Annotated in this window: 12 protein-coding genes and 1 pseudogene; 6 read left to right on the top strand and 7 right to left on the bottom strand. The window is 55.4% G+C overall.

The window, feature by feature from the left end; genetic code table 11:
• Positions 1-314: 314 nt before the first annotated feature.
• The 4 genes and pseudogenes from C4520_02245 to C4520_02260 all read right to left on the bottom strand — a co-directional run bounded on the left by C4520_02245 (position 315) and on the right by C4520_02260 (position 5,346).
• Complete coding sequence (locus C4520_02245; GenBank protein ID RJP25549.1) at positions 315-992, bottom strand: HAD family hydrolase; 678 nt, start codon at positions 990-992, stop codon at positions 315-317.
• Positions 993-1,203: 211 nt separating this feature from the next.
• On the bottom strand, positions 1,204-2,871 hold the full coding sequence (locus tag C4520_02250) for a 2-oxo acid dehydrogenase subunit E2 (protein ID RJP25550.1): 1,668 nt from the start codon (positions 2,869-2,871) through the stop codon (positions 1,204-1,206).
• A gap of 22 nt (positions 2,872-2,893) precedes the next feature.
• Positions 2,894-3,322: an OsmC family peroxiredoxin gene (locus tag C4520_02255; GenBank protein RJP25551.1), complete on the bottom strand. Its 429-nt coding sequence runs from the start codon at positions 3,320-3,322 to the stop codon at positions 2,894-2,896.
• Positions 3,323-3,431: 109 nt separating this feature from the next.
• A pseudogene (locus C4520_02260) lies at positions 3,432-5,346 on the bottom strand (pyruvate dehydrogenase complex E1 component subunit beta).
• 248 nt (positions 5,347-5,594) lie between these two features.
• On the opposite strand from C4520_02260, the gene C4520_02265 reads away from it, so the two are divergent.
• From C4520_02265 to C4520_02285, 5 genes are all read left to right on the top strand, one after another.
• The gene (locus C4520_02265; protein ID RJP25552.1) at positions 5,595-6,749 is read left to right on the top strand and encodes a hypothetical protein; all 1,155 of its coding nucleotides are present in this window, start codon (positions 5,595-5,597) and stop codon (positions 6,747-6,749) included.
• 19 nt (positions 6,750-6,768) lie between these two features.
• Positions 6,769-7,611 (top strand): DUF1559 domain-containing protein, encoded by an 843-nt coding sequence (locus C4520_02270; protein RJP25553.1) that lies wholly within the window; start codon positions 6,769-6,771, stop codon positions 7,609-7,611.
• 7 nt (positions 7,612-7,618) lie between these two features.
• Positions 7,619-8,140, top strand: a complete 522-nt coding sequence (locus C4520_02275; GenBank protein ID RJP25554.1) for a hypothetical protein — start codon at positions 7,619-7,621, stop codon at positions 8,138-8,140.
• A 145-nt stretch (positions 8,141-8,285) separates the two neighbouring features.
• Positions 8,286-9,596 carry an aspartate aminotransferase family protein gene (locus C4520_02280; GenBank protein RJP25555.1) on the top strand — a complete coding sequence of 437 codons (1,311 nt, stop codon included), beginning with the start codon at positions 8,286-8,288 and terminating at the stop codon, positions 9,594-9,596.
• Positions 9,597-9,925: 329 nt separating this feature from the next.
• On the top strand, positions 9,926-10,777 hold the full coding sequence (locus C4520_02285; GenBank protein ID RJP25556.1) for an SDR family NAD(P)-dependent oxidoreductase: 852 nt from the start codon (positions 9,926-9,928) through the stop codon (positions 10,775-10,777).
• Positions 10,778-10,884: 107 nt separating this feature from the next.
• On the opposite strand, the gene C4520_02290 is transcribed toward C4520_02285, so the two are convergent.
• Genes C4520_02290 through C4520_02300 form a run of 3 tightly spaced genes read right to left on the bottom strand, consistent with a single transcriptional unit; the run spans position 10,885 to position 12,769 of the window.
• The gene (locus C4520_02290; GenBank protein ID RJP25557.1) at positions 10,885-11,295 is read right to left on the bottom strand and encodes a HEPN domain-containing protein; all 411 of its coding nucleotides are present in this window, start codon (positions 11,293-11,295) and stop codon (positions 10,885-10,887) included.
• Entirely contained in the window at positions 11,282-11,779 is a 498-nt protein-coding gene (locus C4520_02295) for a nucleotidyltransferase domain-containing protein (GenBank protein RJP25558.1), read from the bottom strand. The genes C4520_02290 and C4520_02295 overlap by 14 nt, the downstream gene beginning before the upstream one ends.
• A 12-nt stretch (positions 11,780-11,791) precedes the next feature.
• Positions 11,792-12,769 (bottom strand): alpha/beta hydrolase, encoded by a 978-nt coding sequence (locus C4520_02300; GenBank protein RJP25559.1) that lies wholly within the window; start codon positions 12,767-12,769, stop codon positions 11,792-11,794.
• A gap of 760 nt (positions 12,770-13,529) precedes the next feature.
• Here C4520_02300 and thrC point away from each other — a divergent pair.
• A complete protein-coding gene (gene thrC, locus C4520_02305; protein RJP25560.1) occupies positions 13,530-14,867 on the top strand; it encodes a threonine synthase in 1,338 nt (445 codons plus the stop codon).
• The last annotated feature ends 198 nt before the right edge of the window (positions 14,868-15,065 follow it).

Here is a 15,065-nt window from a genome sequence, read left to right on the forward strand (position 1 = left end):
GAAGGAGATGATACCACAAAAAGAGGCTATTGTCAACCATAAATTAATATCTTGAACTATAGTTCAACAACTTTAATCGTCGGACAGTCTCACAGAGCCCATTTTTTATTTGTAAGTGCCTTATAAACAGTCACTTATAAGTACGCCCTCCCCAAGCACCGATCTTCTTTTCTCTTTCTCCGGCCTTTCCGTGTGGATATTCTACTGGACCGGATGATGATTATATATAAATAAAAGACACTATTTATACTGACGATAGATAAATATAAGTACCTAATATAAAAGGACTTACAGAAAATAAATAGGCTCTGTCCCTATTTTTCGAGGTGCTTGAGGAACAAGGGTATGTCGGTGTAGTCTTTGAGGACGGGGGGTGGGTCGGATACGGCTGGTGGGGCGGATGGACAGATCATTATGAACGGGATCCCGAGGGTTTGGGCGGCGCGCATGTCCCAGATGGCGTCGCCGATGCTCACGATTTTTTGGAAATGTTTCACGTGATACGCCTCTTGTGCGCGGGATATGCACGTCCGAATGATTTCCTCGCGTGGGTGCGCGTCTGAGCCGGTGGCGATCGGGATGCCGTCCACGTCGAGACCCGCTGCTTCAAGTTTAAATGAGGCTGCTTCTTGCCATGTGCCGGTCGCGATGGCAGGTTTCCATTCCGGGTGTTCTCTGAGAACCCGAATAACATTGGAGGCGCCGTTTATTTCGTGAAAGAGAAGAGGGTTCTGCTGATGGCGTTCACGAAGATGCTGGACGAATGCATCTATCTGCTTTTGGACCTCCGCTCGGGTGGGTTTTCTTTCGCTATGTCTCTCAAAAATCTCCTCAAAGACGGCGCCGTCGGTTGCGTGAAGGTAATTTTCCCAACGCGTGTCGATGTCCCGGATGGCGAAGGCCTCGGCGGCAGCGCGAACAAAGCACGCCTCATCAACTGCGCTGGAATTGATCAGGGTTCCATCGATGTCAAAAATTGCAAGTTTGTGCATGTACCTTAATTCCGAGGGTGAACGAGTCTATGAGATTTCTTGGGAGCGGATTTGCTCGCAAAGCAGGGCATCTCACGCAGGATTATATCAAAAAACGAAACAGAGGAAAGCACGGGCTTCTTTTTTAATGCTATTCCGCCTCCCCGTGCTGCTGCTGTCCGACCTCGCCGTCGAACTCGCGCGACGTCTTGAACGGTTCGAGCGGCAATCCTCAGGATTTTGCGTGCAGCGTTTCGGGTTTTTCGAGGAGCTCCCTCAGCTTGATGAGGAACTGCGTTCCGACGTAGCCGTCGACGACCCGGTGATCGCACGAGAGCGTGACGCGCATGAGGTTTTTCGGCCGGACTTGTCCGTCGACGACAACCGGTTCCTGCGCGAGCGCGCCGACTGCCAGGATCGCGCTCTGGCCGGGATCGATGATGGCGGTGAAATGGTCGATGCCGAACATGCCGAGATTGGAGACGGTGAAGGTCGCATTGGAGTACTCGTCGGGGCGCAGTTTCCTTTTGCGCGCGCGCTCGGCCTTGTCGCGCGCCTCGCGGGCGATGTCGGCGGCGGATTTGCGGTTCGCGTCCATGATGACGGGCACCACCAGTCCGTCGGGTGTTGCGGTCGCGATTCCGACGTTGATGCGCTTGTTGACGCGTACTTTCTCCTCGACGAAGGTGGAATTGACTTCCGGCACTTCCTCGAGCGCGAGGGCGGACGCTTTGACGATCAGGTCGTTATAACTGATTTTCTCCTCGTCCTTTTTGCCCTCGTTCAGTTTCTTGCGGAGCTCGACCGCGGCGTCCATGTCGATTGTCATGTTCAGGTAGAAATGGGGGATGGTCTGCTTGCTGAGGGTCATGCGGCGCGCGATGGTTTTACGCATCAAGCTAAGTTCCTGGAATTCCTCGCCGCGCTCGTTGCAGCGGCGCGCGACATAGGCTTTGACATCGGTTTCGCGGATTCTGCCGTCGATGCCGGTTCCCCGCACCTCTTCGAGGTCGACCCCCTCTCGCTCGGCCAGGACGACGGCGAGAGGAGTCGCGCGCACTTCCCGCGCTTTTCGGAGCACCTCGATTTTTGCCGCGGGCCCCGCCTTTGCCTTTGCGGAGACGGCCTGTTCGATGTCGCGCTTGACGATTTCGCCGCCGGGGCCGGTGCCCGTGATCTGGGAGAGGTCGATGTCGTGCTTCTGAGCGAGTTCGCGGGCGAGCGGCGAGACGGTTGCCTTTCCGGGGGCGCGTCTCGCGACGAATTTATCGATCGCGGTGCGCTGATCCATGTGAATGCTGACCGCCGGCTCCGGCCTGCGCGGCTTCTCTTTGAGTTCTTCGGCCCGCCGGCGCGCCTCCTCGGCATATTCTTTTCGGCGCTCCTCTTCTTCCCGCCGGTACCTCTCTTCTTCTTTTCGTTCTTCCTTTTTTCTTCTCTGTTCTTCCTCGCGCTTCCGTTTTTCCTCTTCGGTCGCTCGTTTTGCTTTCTCCTTCTCGGGGGCTTCGGCTTTTGCTTCTTCTTCCAGAATCTCCTCGACGGCGGCGGATTCCTCCGGTTTTTCTTCTTCCTCCGCTTTCTCCGCTCGAGGCGGTCGTTCCGGTTTCGCCGGGTGGGCCTCCTCGGCGGGTGCCGCCGGTTTGCGTATTCCCTTCGCCTCTTCCTTTGAGCCGATGAGGCCGATCTTTTCGCCGACCTTGATGGTTTCGCCTTCTTCGGCCGTTATCTCGATGAGGATGCCGGTGTCGAAGGCTTCGACCTCGATATCGGCTTTATCGGTCTCCACTTCAAGGAGCAGCTCGCCCTCCTTGACCGGATCGCCCACCTTTTTCAGCCATTTGATGATGCGGCCTTCTTCCATCGTATCGCTCAGACGCGGCATGATAACTTCGGCGGCCATGAGTTCTCTCCTTCTTGGCGTGCTAGTCGAACACTTCTATGCTGTCCTCGATTGCAGGCTTCGACATGATCGTTCTGTGAACCGGACATTTTTTCGCAATCTCCAGCAGGCGGTTCTTTTGCTCATCGGTGATGTCCCCTCTGATCGTGATCTTGCGCGTAATCTTCTCGAGCCGCCTTTCCTCTTCCGTACAGTCGACGCAGTCGTCGCGGTAGGTTCGCTGGTGGTCGAGCTCGACGCTGACGGTTTCGATCGGGATTTTCTTTCTCTCGGCGTACATGAGCAGCGTCATCGCGGTGCACGCGCCGAGAGCGCTCAGAAGAAGATCGTACGGATTAGGGCCGAGGCCGTCGCCCTCGCCCATGGGTTCATCAACAATGAAGGAGTGTGGGTATGCGATCACCTGGTGCTGGAGGTTTTCGAGGTAGCGGACGGTGACTTTATTTCCCATGGCCGGTCCTTTCGCTTTGGGGTTAGAATCTTCCTCATGACATATGCCTTTGCGCAAAGGTGATGACACGGCTTTGAAGAGTCTGTTCCTGTCGGTGATTCTTACCCGGCTAAGCGCGGGTCAACATCTTTTTTACGGCGAAGACCACGTCGTCAACCTGTGGGATGGCGCTGTGCTCGAGGTGCTTCGAGTACGGCATCGGTATGTCGGCGCCCGCGACTCGCACAACGGGCGCATCGAGGCTGTAGAAGGCGCGCTCGCCGATCGAGGCGGCGATTTCGGCGCCGACTCCGCCGGTGCGGCAATCTTCCTCGACAATGACGAGCCGCCCGGTTTTCTCGACCGACCTGGCGACGGCGTTGATGTCAAACGGCTTCAGCGTGCGCGGGTCTACGACCTCCACGCTTATACCGTCTTCCTTTTCGAGTTTTTCAGCCGCCTCGAGCGAGATATGCACCATGCGGGACCACGTCACGATGGTGAGATCGCTGCCTTCGCGCTTGATGTCTGCCACTCCGAGCGGAACCAGATAATCCTCGACATCGGGGACCTCACCCTGCATTCCGTAGAGGGCTTCATGTTCGAGGAAGATGACCGGATCGTCGTCGCGGACCGAGCTCTTGAGCAGGCCCTTTGCGTCGGCCGGCGTGGACGGCATGACCACTTTCAGGCCGGGCGTGTGCACGAAATGGGCCTCGAGGTTCTGTGAGTGCTGTGCGCCCAGTTGATGGCCGGAGCCGCCGGGAGCGCGAATCACCATCGGAATCGGGAATTGGCCGCCCGACATATAGTAGAATTTTGCGGCGTGGTTGATGATCTGGTCCATCGCGAGGAGCGAGAAGTTGACGGTCATGAGCTCGACGATCGGTCTGAGGCCCGCCATCGCCGCCCCGATACCCGCGCCGACTATCACTTCTTCGGAAATGGGGGTATCAATGACTCGATCCGGGCCGAACTCCTCGAGCAGTTTTGCCGTCACCCTGTAGGAGCCCCCCCACACGCCCACTTCTTCGCCCATGAGGAAGACATTCGGGTCGCGCCGCATTTCCTCCGCGTGCGCGTCTCCAAGCGCTTCTCGATATCGCATCACAGCCATGTCAGAATTTCCCCGCATATACGTGTTCGCACACGGCCGCGTCGGGCGGAAATTCGGATGCGTCGGCAAACTCGATCGCGTCGTTCACGATTTTTTCCACCTCGTCGGCAATCGCTTTATCCGCTTCATCGCTGAGGATGCCGTCGGCCTTCAATTTGTTCCGCATCCGGATGATCGGATCGCGCAGTTTCCATTGTTCCACTTCTTCTTTTGTGCGGTAGACCTCCGGATCGGCCACTGAATGGCCGCGGAAGCGGTACGTCTTCGTTTCGATCATCTCCGGCCGTTTGCGCGTGCGGACACGTTCCGCCGCCGCTTTCGTCGCCTCGTACACCTCGATAACATCCATACCGTCGATGATCTGCCAGTCCATGTTGTAGCAGGCGGCGCGCTTGCCGAGGTCTTCAATCGAGGAGGCCTTCTCCACCGGGGTCCCCATGCCATAGCGGTTGTTCTCGCAGAAGAAGAGAACCGGCAGGTGCCACAGCGATGCGAGGTTGAAAGACTCGTGAAAGGCGCCCTCGTTGACGGCGCCGTCGCCGAACATGCACAACACTATCTGGTCACCTTTTCGGTAGTTGACGGCAAGACCCGCCCCGACCGCGATCGGCAGGTTTCCGGCAACGATCGCGTTGCCGCCCAGGAATCTCTTTTCCCGGCTGAAGATGTGCATCGAACCGCCCTTGCCCTTCGAGATGCCCGTCTCCTTTCCGAACAATTCGGCCATGATCAATTTCGGCTCGATCCCCTTCATGAGGGCCTGGCCGTGCTCGCGGTAGCCGGTGGTCACGTAATCATCGTCGCGGATAGCGCTTATGGCGCCGACGCCGTTGGCCTCTTCGCCTATATATAAATGAAGAAAGCCCGATATTTTGGCTCGCTGGTACATTTGCCCGGCTTTCTCCTCAAACCGGCGTATGAGCACCATTTTCCTGTACAGATCGATTTTCAACTGGTCATTCAAGAAAGCTCCTCCCCCAAAACATGGAAATACCTCGCCGTCCGCTTACCAAAAAGAATAACAAAGCTTGACAGAAATGGCAATCCGCGAGAGATTTCCTCATTGACAAATATTGCGGATAATATATAATAAATTCACCTGCACTAATCCATGTTGCTGCATTTCCGTCCCCGAGGGGTTGATTCCAGGTCACGCGAAAACAGAGCTCTTCGCTGATGAAAAGATGGTCGTTGGCTGTCGGAATATGTTGTTTTATTGCTGCAGCGGGCATCGTCGTGCTCCGCAGGAATGAAAACCCGTTCGTTCCCAGCGATAAGTGGCGGCTTTCAAATGAAGAATATCATGGGACAGTGCTCTTCCCGGTCTTTTCCCCCGATGGCGAAAAGCTCTTTTTCCGGGTACGGAATGAATCCGGAACATTCGGCACACTCGATACTTATGTTTACCTGCTGGAAGAGAAAACGCTTCGCAAATTGAATCTTCCTGAAACAAGCGGATGGATTGGATGCACGCCGGATTCGCTCCACCTCTTCTACACGATGGCGCGGCCTCATAACCGGTATTTTTACGACAGTTACGTTTACAGCGTCGACTCTGATTCCGTTGTCGAGAAGCACAAGCTCATGTGGGGCGGCTGGCAGCGACCCTATTCGCCCGACGGGAAGTGGCAGCTATTTGCGAACCAGATGAAGGAGTACCTGTACATGAAGCTGGTCGGAGAGCCGATCTGGGTGCAGTTGCCGGACATCTTGTACAAAGGGATTCCGTATTGGAGCGGTGATGGCAAGAGTATTCTTTGCGTTTGTTCCGACAAGAGGAAAATAGTCAAATATGATATTGAAGGCGGGTTCCTGAGCAAACTGCTCGAATACGATGATTTTGAAGTCAGGCCACTACTCTACCCCTCTCCTTATGCCAATGAAGCCATTGTGCTGACCTCTCGAAAACTGAAAGAATATTTCCCCGTTGTGTTGCGGAAAATGGACATCGATAGCGGGCAAATCACGTATTCATTCGACAGCGCATTGGATCCCGAGGGCAATGCAATCGGCGCTGTATATTTTCCTCCTCAGAAGAACCGGCTTTATTATTCCACCAATCAGTACACGGTGGAAGGGGAACTGAAGGGGGAACCGCCGAAAACGGTTATTCTTGATACGGCATCAGGCCAGACGGAAACGCTTCTTTCCAAAGAGCATGTTCCCCGAGCATACTGCAGCCTGCGCGACGCTTTTGCGGTTACTTTAAGGAAAGACGTCAAGGTTCTGTATTTGTTCGATGTAAAAACGAGAAATCTGGAGCGAATTTTTCCGCCGGCGACCGCGGCGCAATCTCCAAAAGACAGGAGCCGAAGCGGCGCTTTTCCGTGAGAGGCACGAGACAAGAGGGATGATCGCTACCGTCCATAGAAGTCGATGCCGGAATAAGGGTGGTTTCACCCTCATAGAATTGATGGTTGTCATGGCGATCATCGTGATCCTGGCGAGTATGCTGTTGCCGGCCCTGCAGAAGGCGAGAGAGTCGTCGCGACGGACCGTTTGCGCGAGCAATCTGAAACAGATCGGCCTGGCATTATCTCTTTATGCCGAGGAGAACAGGGGATGGTATCCCCCAAAAGACGATATTTTCGAGAATATGACAGTGGAAGGCAAGTCCATCTTTCCGGAATACATCAGCGACTTGAATGTATTCGGCTGTCCCTCCAGCCTCTATTTTGAAAAAGATACAACCTTCACTCGTGACGGCACACAAGATCCTGAGTGCCTGACAAGCATCAGCTACATCTATACCGGCTATCTGATCACGAATGATACGGAGGCGGAGGCGGGGCGGGAAGCTGCGCTGAACGGGTTCGGACAGCAGTTTGGTGCTTATCCTACTGAAACGAGGGATGACGATATCGACTTGAGCAAGATCGGCTGGGATGGGAAAGGGAATCTGGGCTCCAACATAATTTTCCGGACCAGGACGCAAGTGGAGGACATTTTCTTCCAAGATATCTGGTACGTGCCGGCGCGAGGCGTCCCGCTCATCTGCGACCAGGTCGGGCCAAGCCTCATGTTTTTCAGCCACCGGCCATTCGGCGCGAACGTGTGCTACATGGACGGGCACGTCGAGTTCATCAAATACGTGCAGCCACTGAAACCGCAAAATTTCCCAGTCAGCCCCTTCATGGCGCAGTTCGCCCAGGAGTTGCAGCCGCCCGACCTGTCGGCTATCGGCTGCAAGTAAGGCAGATATGGCGAGAGCGTTCATCGGTCTACTCATCATCGGCACAGCAGCTTTTTCTCTTTATCTGACGCCGGCGCCGGTGTCCAAAAAAAGCCCTCTTCATTTTCTGCAATTCTTCGTGCTCATAGCCGTTGCGGTGACAGGCTCGTTCATGACGCTCCCGTTTCTCTTTCAGTGGCGGCTGCCGCTGCAGCAGGGATTGGGAAGCAACGAGATGCTGCTGCTCCGCGGCCTCTTCATGATCACGGCCGCCCTGCTCGCAATCATCATGAACAAGTCGAAAGCAATGCGGGACATGTTGTGGATAAGCGCTATCGCGCTCCTGGCGGCAGGTATTCCCGAGATTTTCCGGGTGCTCATAATCCTGAACGATACCGTAAACGGAATCCTGCAATACGGCAACGTGCCAATGAAAATGGTATACCGAACGATTTACCCTTTTCTGATCCTCTTTTCGGTCAGCGCAGCAATGATCCTGCTGGGTGCAGTTTCTCTTCTCAGAGAAATCTACAGGTTTTTCATTCAGTAACTCTTTCATTCGATCTTAATCGTTACTTGTGCTCCTCATCTGCCCAAGAACTGAAGTTGCTTCTGTTTTCGTTTCATCGTATAATCAGGGCTGGTTCAGGTATATCTATTTTCTTCTATTCCCCCACTTTCAGAGAGGAATTCGAATGGAATACTCAATCAACACAAAGAAATCGAAGAGGCTGTACAAACGGGCGGAAAAAGTGCTGCCCGGCGGCGTTTCCCACAACCTGCGTTTCAGCCAGCCGTATCCGGTGTATATCAAGGAGGCATACGGCGGCAAATTCCGAGACGTCGACGGCAACGAGTTCATCGATTACTGGGACGGCCATTCCGGCCTGATCCTCGGACATAATCCGCCGGAGATCGTGAAGGCCCTCAAGCGCGCGGTGCCAAAAGGGACTCACTGGGGATTTGTGAACCGGCACGAGGTCGAACTGGCCGAACTGGTGTGCGAGGTGGTTCCCTCCGCGGAGATGGTGCGCTTTTGCTGCTCCGGCACCGAAGCCACGATGTATGCCGTCCGCCTCGCCCGCGCGTTCACCGGCAAGAAGACGATGCTGAAGGCGATCGGCGGATGGCACGGCAGCAACCCCGACCTGTCGGTCGCGGTTCAGCCGCCGTACGACATGCCGGAAAGCATGGGCCTGTTGCCCGAACTGCGGCAGTACATGCGGGCGTTCCCGATAAACGATCTCGAAGCGGTCAAGCAGATCGTAGCCGAGGTCGGCGACGATTTCGCAGGGATCATTGTCGAGCCGATCGTGACCTCCGGCGGCGGAGTCGCCTGCAAGCCCGAGTTCCTTCGCGGCCTGCGCGAGCTGACACGCGAGAAGGGGGCGGTCCTGATTTTCGACGAGGTGATCACCGGCTTCAGGCTTGCGCCCGGCGGTGGGCAGGAATATTTCGGCGTGACGCCCGATCTGTGCACCATGGGCAAGAACCTGTGCGGCGGAATGCCATGCGGCGCAATCGCAGGAAGACGCGACATCATGAGCCTGGCAGACCCGCGCCGCTCGATGGTTAAGGACGAGAAGGTCTTCATCGGTGGCGGCACTTACTCCGCGAATCCTTTATCCATGATTGCGGGTAAGACTGCGGTGACCATCTATCGCGACAGGCGCGACGAGATTTACCCCGTCCTCGAGAAACGGGCAGACCGGCTGCGCAAAGGGATCATGGAGGCGATGGGCGATTGCGGAATCAATGCGTACGCGCAGGGAATATCGTCGCTGTTTATCGTCCTGTTCCCGCACGAGCCGAATCCGGAGATCAATACCATCATGGATGTTTTCATGAAGACCGATCTCTTCAAGAACATGGAGTTTCAGTTCCGCATGCTCAACCACGGCATCTACCTGGTGCACGGCGGCGGAAGCCTGTGCACCGAGCATTCCGAAGCGGATATCGACAAGACCATCGAGGCCGCCGCGCAGGTGGCGAAGGAGATGGCGTAATACGCAGTAAGTGGCCCATGCCGGTTCAGGCCGATAGTCCTTGACTATGTGGCCCATCTGAAAAGCCTGTCAGTTTTTCTCGGTACGGGCGGCCAGTAAGTACATGTTTTCTAAACAAGTCCGTCAATTGTTTTTCGCAGAAGACGGCCCCGGCTAATAGGGATCGTCTAAACGAATTTTCAATTGGTTTCCGTAGGGGCGATCGGAACAATACGGATTCTTTAAACAAGCCTGTCAATGGGTTTTCGCAGGGGACGGCCCGGGTAATGTGGATCGTCTAAAGGGTTTTTCGATTGTTTTTTGTAGGGGCGGCCCCATGTGGCCGCCCGATGCGTCTTATATGCGGAGAAGAATCCATGGATATCAACGGAAAATGCGCCATCGTCTCGGGCGGCTCGCTGGGAATAGGGAGAGCCATTGCGGATGAGCTCGCGAAACTCGGCGCCAATGTGTTTCTGATAGCCCGGCGCGAAGAACCGCTCGCGGCTGCGACCGAGGAATTGAAACGAGCGGCTGTGAATCCCGCGCAGAAGTTCGGGTATTATCGCGCCGATGTTTCGAACCTCGATGCTGTCATAGCGGCCGTCAAGGCGGCAGAGGCCCAGTGCGGTCCTCCGGCCGTCCTTGTCAATTCGGCCGGCTTCTCTCTGCCCGGCTACGTCGAAAAGCTGCCCGTCTCGGATATCGAAACCGAAATCAAAGTGAATTACCTGGGCACCGTTTACACGGTGAAACAGGTTGTCGGCGGCATGATCGAGAGAAAACAGGGCTGGATACTGAATATCTCGAGCCTTGCCGGCCTGAAGGGGATATTCGGATTCACCGGCTACAGCGGCTCGAAGTTCGCCGTTTTCGGATTTTCGGAGGCGCTGAGGAGCGAGCTTCGCCCTCACGGAGTCCATGTGTCGGTGCTGTGTCCGCCGGACGTCGATACGGAACGCTTCAAAAACGATACGAGAGAAAAGCCGCTGGAAAACCTGAGGATCTCCAAAGGCGCCAAGCTGATGCACGCCGACGAAGTCGCGCGCGCGGCGATCAGAGGGATGGAGAAAGGCTCGTTCATTATCATTCCCGGCTTTTCAGGAAAGCTGCTGCACGTCGCGAACCGATTCGTCCCCTGGCTGGTCGACATGTCTTTGAACCGTACCATCGATCAGGCGAGGAAGGAGCGGGGCCTGTAGATACGGATCGATCTCGCCGTGGCTGGTGAAAAAACTGCGACGACCAAAGTTTTGCCCGCCGGATTGCGTCAGGCGAGCTCGACGAAAACCCGAAGGGTCGCGACCCGTTACGTTTGACCCTTTATTGTTGCGAGAATTTCTTTTCGCACCTTACCCGCAAGTTCGACCGCCAAGTGGGCCTCATTCGCACTCAGTTCCGGGATATCTCCGGGATATCGGATTTCGACTCCATAGGGGTTCAAAGCGCGAATGTCCTGAAGCGACTGAGCCAACGCCGGGGCGACCGGCTCCAGAAGGTCGAGAATTTCAACCAAGTCGTGTGTCTTGGGAAAGTCGATTTGGTGATAAACGAGGAAAGCTTTCAGGTATTTCTCGGCGGCCTGTTGACTGTGAAAACCCACAGCGCCGAGATATGGCGAATGCTCTGAAAGAAGGTGTTCGGCCAACCCGAAATCTTCTTCAGCTTTGGCAAGCCATTGCTTGACAAGCTGGCGCTTTGCTTGCTCAGGCGGCTTCATAGATTACCCTGCCCGATCTGTTGGCGGGATAGGCAATTCCGCCGATGATGCTCTTGGTTTCCTCAAAACGCTCGGTCGGCATCACAATAACGTCGAAAGGATAGCCGAGTCCTCGGAGAGCATCACGCAGGCGCACACTTTCCTCGCGAACGTTGCCCGGCGAATCCTCCAGGATGAGGAGGTCAATATCACTGTCGCGGGTCATCCCGCCTGTGCTCGCGGAACCGAACAGAATAATGCGGTTCGGGCTGGCGATAGCCAATATTCGCCGTACGATCTCGTTGACCAGCTTTTCGTCTATGCCCACGGTTCCCTCGATTCTTATTTGTCCCACCTTTTTCTTATCATACACAGAACATATCATGGAGTCAAAGAAACTGATAGGATTCGAAGATCGAAAAATCTGGTGGCGAAGAACGTCAGCGAACTCAATGATAGATTCGGACGAATTGATCACGGTTCGGCTTAGAAGAGCGCCATCCAATACGTTCTTGTATCAATCATGAAACTCAAGGACATGCCTTGCGAATTCCTGCGGAAATTCTTCTTGCGGCAGGTGGCCGCACCCCGGAAGAATGACCAGCTTTGAACCGGCGATATCTTCGTGAAAATTATAGGCGTTTTCCGCGGGAATCCAAGTGTCATTCTCGCCCCAAACGATGAGCGCCGGCAGCGTGAGCGAAGGGATTTTCGCGGCCCATTCCTTCAGGTCTTCGCTCGAACCCCGCATCCGCGCGAGCACGGCGCGCATGCCGCCCTCGGTTTTCAGCGGATAATAATACATATCAACCGTATGATCTGTTACTTTTGAGTCCTCACAATACGCGCTTTCAAGCGAGGAGCGGATTTGGCCGCGCGAAGCGAAAAAACCGAACCGTTCGCCTACGCCCGGCAGGCGCCCCAATCTCAGCAGGAAAGGCAGTCCCTTGTGCTTTCCCGAGTCCTTCGAGGGATAGCCGGAGGCATCGACCAGAATGAGCTTGCTCACGCGGTCGGGGTACTTGAGCGCCGTGCGCCAGGAGATGTTTCCGCCCATCGAGTTGCCGCAAAGGACGGCGGACTTGATATTAAGAGCGTCCATGAAACCAATCATGAAATCCGCGTAACGGTCAACGGTATACTCGATGGCGGGCTTTTCTGAGAAGCCGAAGCCCTCAAGATCGAGCGAGTACACGCGGTGCTGCTGAGCAATCGCGTCGAGACAGGCGCTCCACGTATAGAGCGATGAAGAAAACCCGTGAATGAAGATGATCGGCTCGTCTTCCTGGCCTTTCGCTACATAATGCGTGCGCACGCCGTTCACATCCACGAAAGCGGCATCTTTTGCGAGGACGCCCAACTCCATGAGCTTCGTCTCGGACAGCGGCCGCGCAATCAGCGGTCCCGCCGCCGCCAGGAGCACCAACGCGCCGATAAGAATTCCCACTGCGATTCCAAATTTTTTCAGCATGTTCTTTCCCCCCAAGATCTGCATTGGCCGCACGATGGTTGCAACGATTCTATCACCACAAGAAAAAGGCGTCAAAAATTTAGTGAACGTTGGCGCCCGAAACGGATTCAGAATTCAATATGTAGCGCAGGCTTCCGGATGTAGCGCAGGCTTTCAGCCTGCAAGGCTTTCTCACAAATTACGGGATGAAGCAGGCAAGATGCCTGCGCTACGGTCACCAAAAGTCTTGGGCCTGAGGACAGCCTGCTAAACCGCCCGGGAAAATGGGAGGCATCCGGAAGGTAGGGCCGAATTCATTCGGCCTCTCTTGCAGTGCAAGCCCGGAGACTGTGCGAATGAATTCACACCTACCGGAAAGCGGTATTCTCCGCAGTTTCCTCTCCTTTCAGGTACGAAATGAAGCAGGCAGGATGCCTCGCTACGGTCGCTAAAAGTCTTGGGCCTGAGGACAGCCTGCTAAACCGCCCGGGAAAATGGGAGGCGCCCGGAAGGTAGGTAGGGCCGAATTCATTCGGCCTCTCCTGCAGTGCTCGGAGACTGTGCGAATGAATTCGCACCTACCGGAAAGCGATTCCCGCCCATTTCGCCGATACTTGGGAGTTGTAATGATTTCGGACCTTAACTTCGCTGTGCGAGACAGGTCTGACCTGGTTTCGGCGCGGTCCGGCTCTATTAATCCGTGTCTTAATATATGCCCTCGATTCGGTGTTTGGCTTCTTTACAAATCCATGCTATAATTCCCTTGGTAATTAAGTAATCGTCGCGGTGAACTGCGGGAAAGCTTGTGGAATACCGAGCGTGGTTTCAATGCATAGGCGGGTGTGACGGAAGGCATCCGCTGAACGAGGTCATCTACAATTGCCCCAAGTGCGGCAACCTGCTCGAGGTGCGCCACGACATGACTGCGCTCCAGAAGAGGAGCAGCGACGAGTGGAGGCGGCTGTTCGATGAGCGCTTCATGAAGACCGAATGGCCGTATGGCAGCTCGGTCTGGGGTAAGAAGGAACTCGTCTGTCCGGCTGTCAAGAACGACAATATCGTCTCGATGTTCGAGGGTGGCAGCAACCTGTTCTGGGCGGAGCGGCTGGGAAAGCAGGTCGGGCTCGAGGACCTGTGGGTGAAGCAGTGCGGCAACAGCCACACCGGCTCATTCAAGGACCTCGGCATGACGGTTCTCGTCTCGATGGTGAAGCAGATGCGGTCGGAAGGCATCCGGATTCCGGCGGTGGCCTGCGCCTCGACCGGCGACACTTCGGCCGCGCTGGCCGCCTATTGCGCGGCGGCGGGCATCTTGGCGATTGTTTTTCTTCCCCGTAACAAGGTCTCGATCCCGCAACTCATTCAGCCGCTGTCGAACGGCGCGATCACGCTCTCGCTCGATACCGACTTTGACGGCTGCATGCGAATGGTGCAGGAAGTCTGCCGGAAAAACAACATCTATCTTGCGAACTCGATGAACTCGCTGCGCATCGAGGGCCAGAAAACCATCAGCATGGAGATCGTGCAGCAATTCGACTGGGGTGTGCCCGACTGGGTCGTGATCCCGGGAGGCAACCTTGGAAATGTTACGGCCTTGGGGAAGGGCTTCCTGATGATGGAGCAGCTCGGCCTGATCACGAAGCGGCCGCGCATCGCCTGTGCGCAGGCGGAGAACGCAAATCCATTATATCTCAGCTACCTGACCGAATTTGAAAGGTATGAGCCGAGGAAGGCGAAGAAGACGCTCGCGAGCGCGATCCAGATCGGCAATCCGGTGAGCATCCACAAGGCGATCAAGGTGCTCAAGGAATTCGACGGCGTCGTCGAGCAGGCGAGCGAAGACGAATTGGCGAACGCGGCTGCGCTCGCGGATACGACCGGCCTCTTCTGTTGCCCGCACACCGGCGTGGCGCTATCGGTCCTCTTTAAGCTGGTGAAGAAAGGCATGATCAAGTCAGGCGAGCGGGTCGTGGTGATTTCCACTGCTCACGGGCTGAAGTTCACCGATTTCAAGCTCAAATATCACACCAAGAAACTGCGCGGCTTCAAGCCGCTGTATGCCAATGTGCCTATAGAGTTGCCACCCGACTACAAAGCGATCGTTGATACGATTCATGCGGAACTCGATCGCCGGGCAAGCTAAAGCTCACCGATAATCCCATTAATCGGCATACAGGTAAAATGGTTTTCGAGTCTGCATGCATCTGCACTGCTTACTATCAAATCCTTGAAGGAAAAACAAATCACTAAGGTGCCCAGACACAAAGGTTTCCTGGTGTCCGTTCTCATGCGATTCAAGACAGCGGGCCATTTCGGACAAGAGCAAGCGATACATCCAACG

It is taken from the genome of Candidatus Abyssobacteria bacterium SURF_5 (assembly GCA_003598085.1).
Classification (GTDB): domain Bacteria; phylum Abyssobacteria; class SURF-5; order SURF-5; family SURF-5; genus SURF-5.

What these genes read in the sequence shown, in the direction of transcription:
- C4520_02245 (RJP25549.1), bottom strand. Translation starts at nt 992, where the DNA reads ATGCACAAACTTGCAATTTTTGACATCGATGGAACCCTGATCAATTCC.
- C4520_02250 (RJP25550.1), bottom strand. Translation starts at nt 2,871, where the DNA reads ATGGCCGCCGAAGTTATCATGCCGCGTCTGAGCGATACGATGGAAGAA.
- C4520_02255 (RJP25551.1), bottom strand. Translation starts at nt 3,322, where the DNA reads ATGGGAAATAAAGTCACCGTCCGCTACCTCGAAAACCTCCAGCACCAG.
- C4520_02265 (RJP25552.1), top strand. Translation starts at nt 5,595, where the DNA reads ATGAAAAGATGGTCGTTGGCTGTCGGAATATGTTGTTTTATTGCTGCA.
- C4520_02270 (RJP25553.1), top strand. Translation starts at nt 6,769, where the DNA reads ATGATCGCTACCGTCCATAGAAGTCGATGCCGGAATAAGGGTGGTTTC.
- C4520_02275 (RJP25554.1), top strand. Translation starts at nt 7,619, where the DNA reads ATGGCGAGAGCGTTCATCGGTCTACTCATCATCGGCACAGCAGCTTTT.
- C4520_02280 (RJP25555.1), top strand. Translation starts at nt 8,286, where the DNA reads ATGGAATACTCAATCAACACAAAGAAATCGAAGAGGCTGTACAAACGG.
- C4520_02285 (RJP25556.1), top strand. Translation starts at nt 9,926, where the DNA reads ATGCGTCTTATATGCGGAGAAGAATCCATGGATATCAACGGAAAATGC.
- C4520_02290 (RJP25557.1), bottom strand. Translation starts at nt 11,295, where the DNA reads ATGAAGCCGCCTGAGCAAGCAAAGCGCCAGCTTGTCAAGCAATGGCTT.
- C4520_02300 (RJP25559.1), bottom strand. Translation starts at nt 12,769, where the DNA reads ATGCAGATCTTGGGGGGAAAGAACATGCTGAAAAAATTTGGAATCGCA.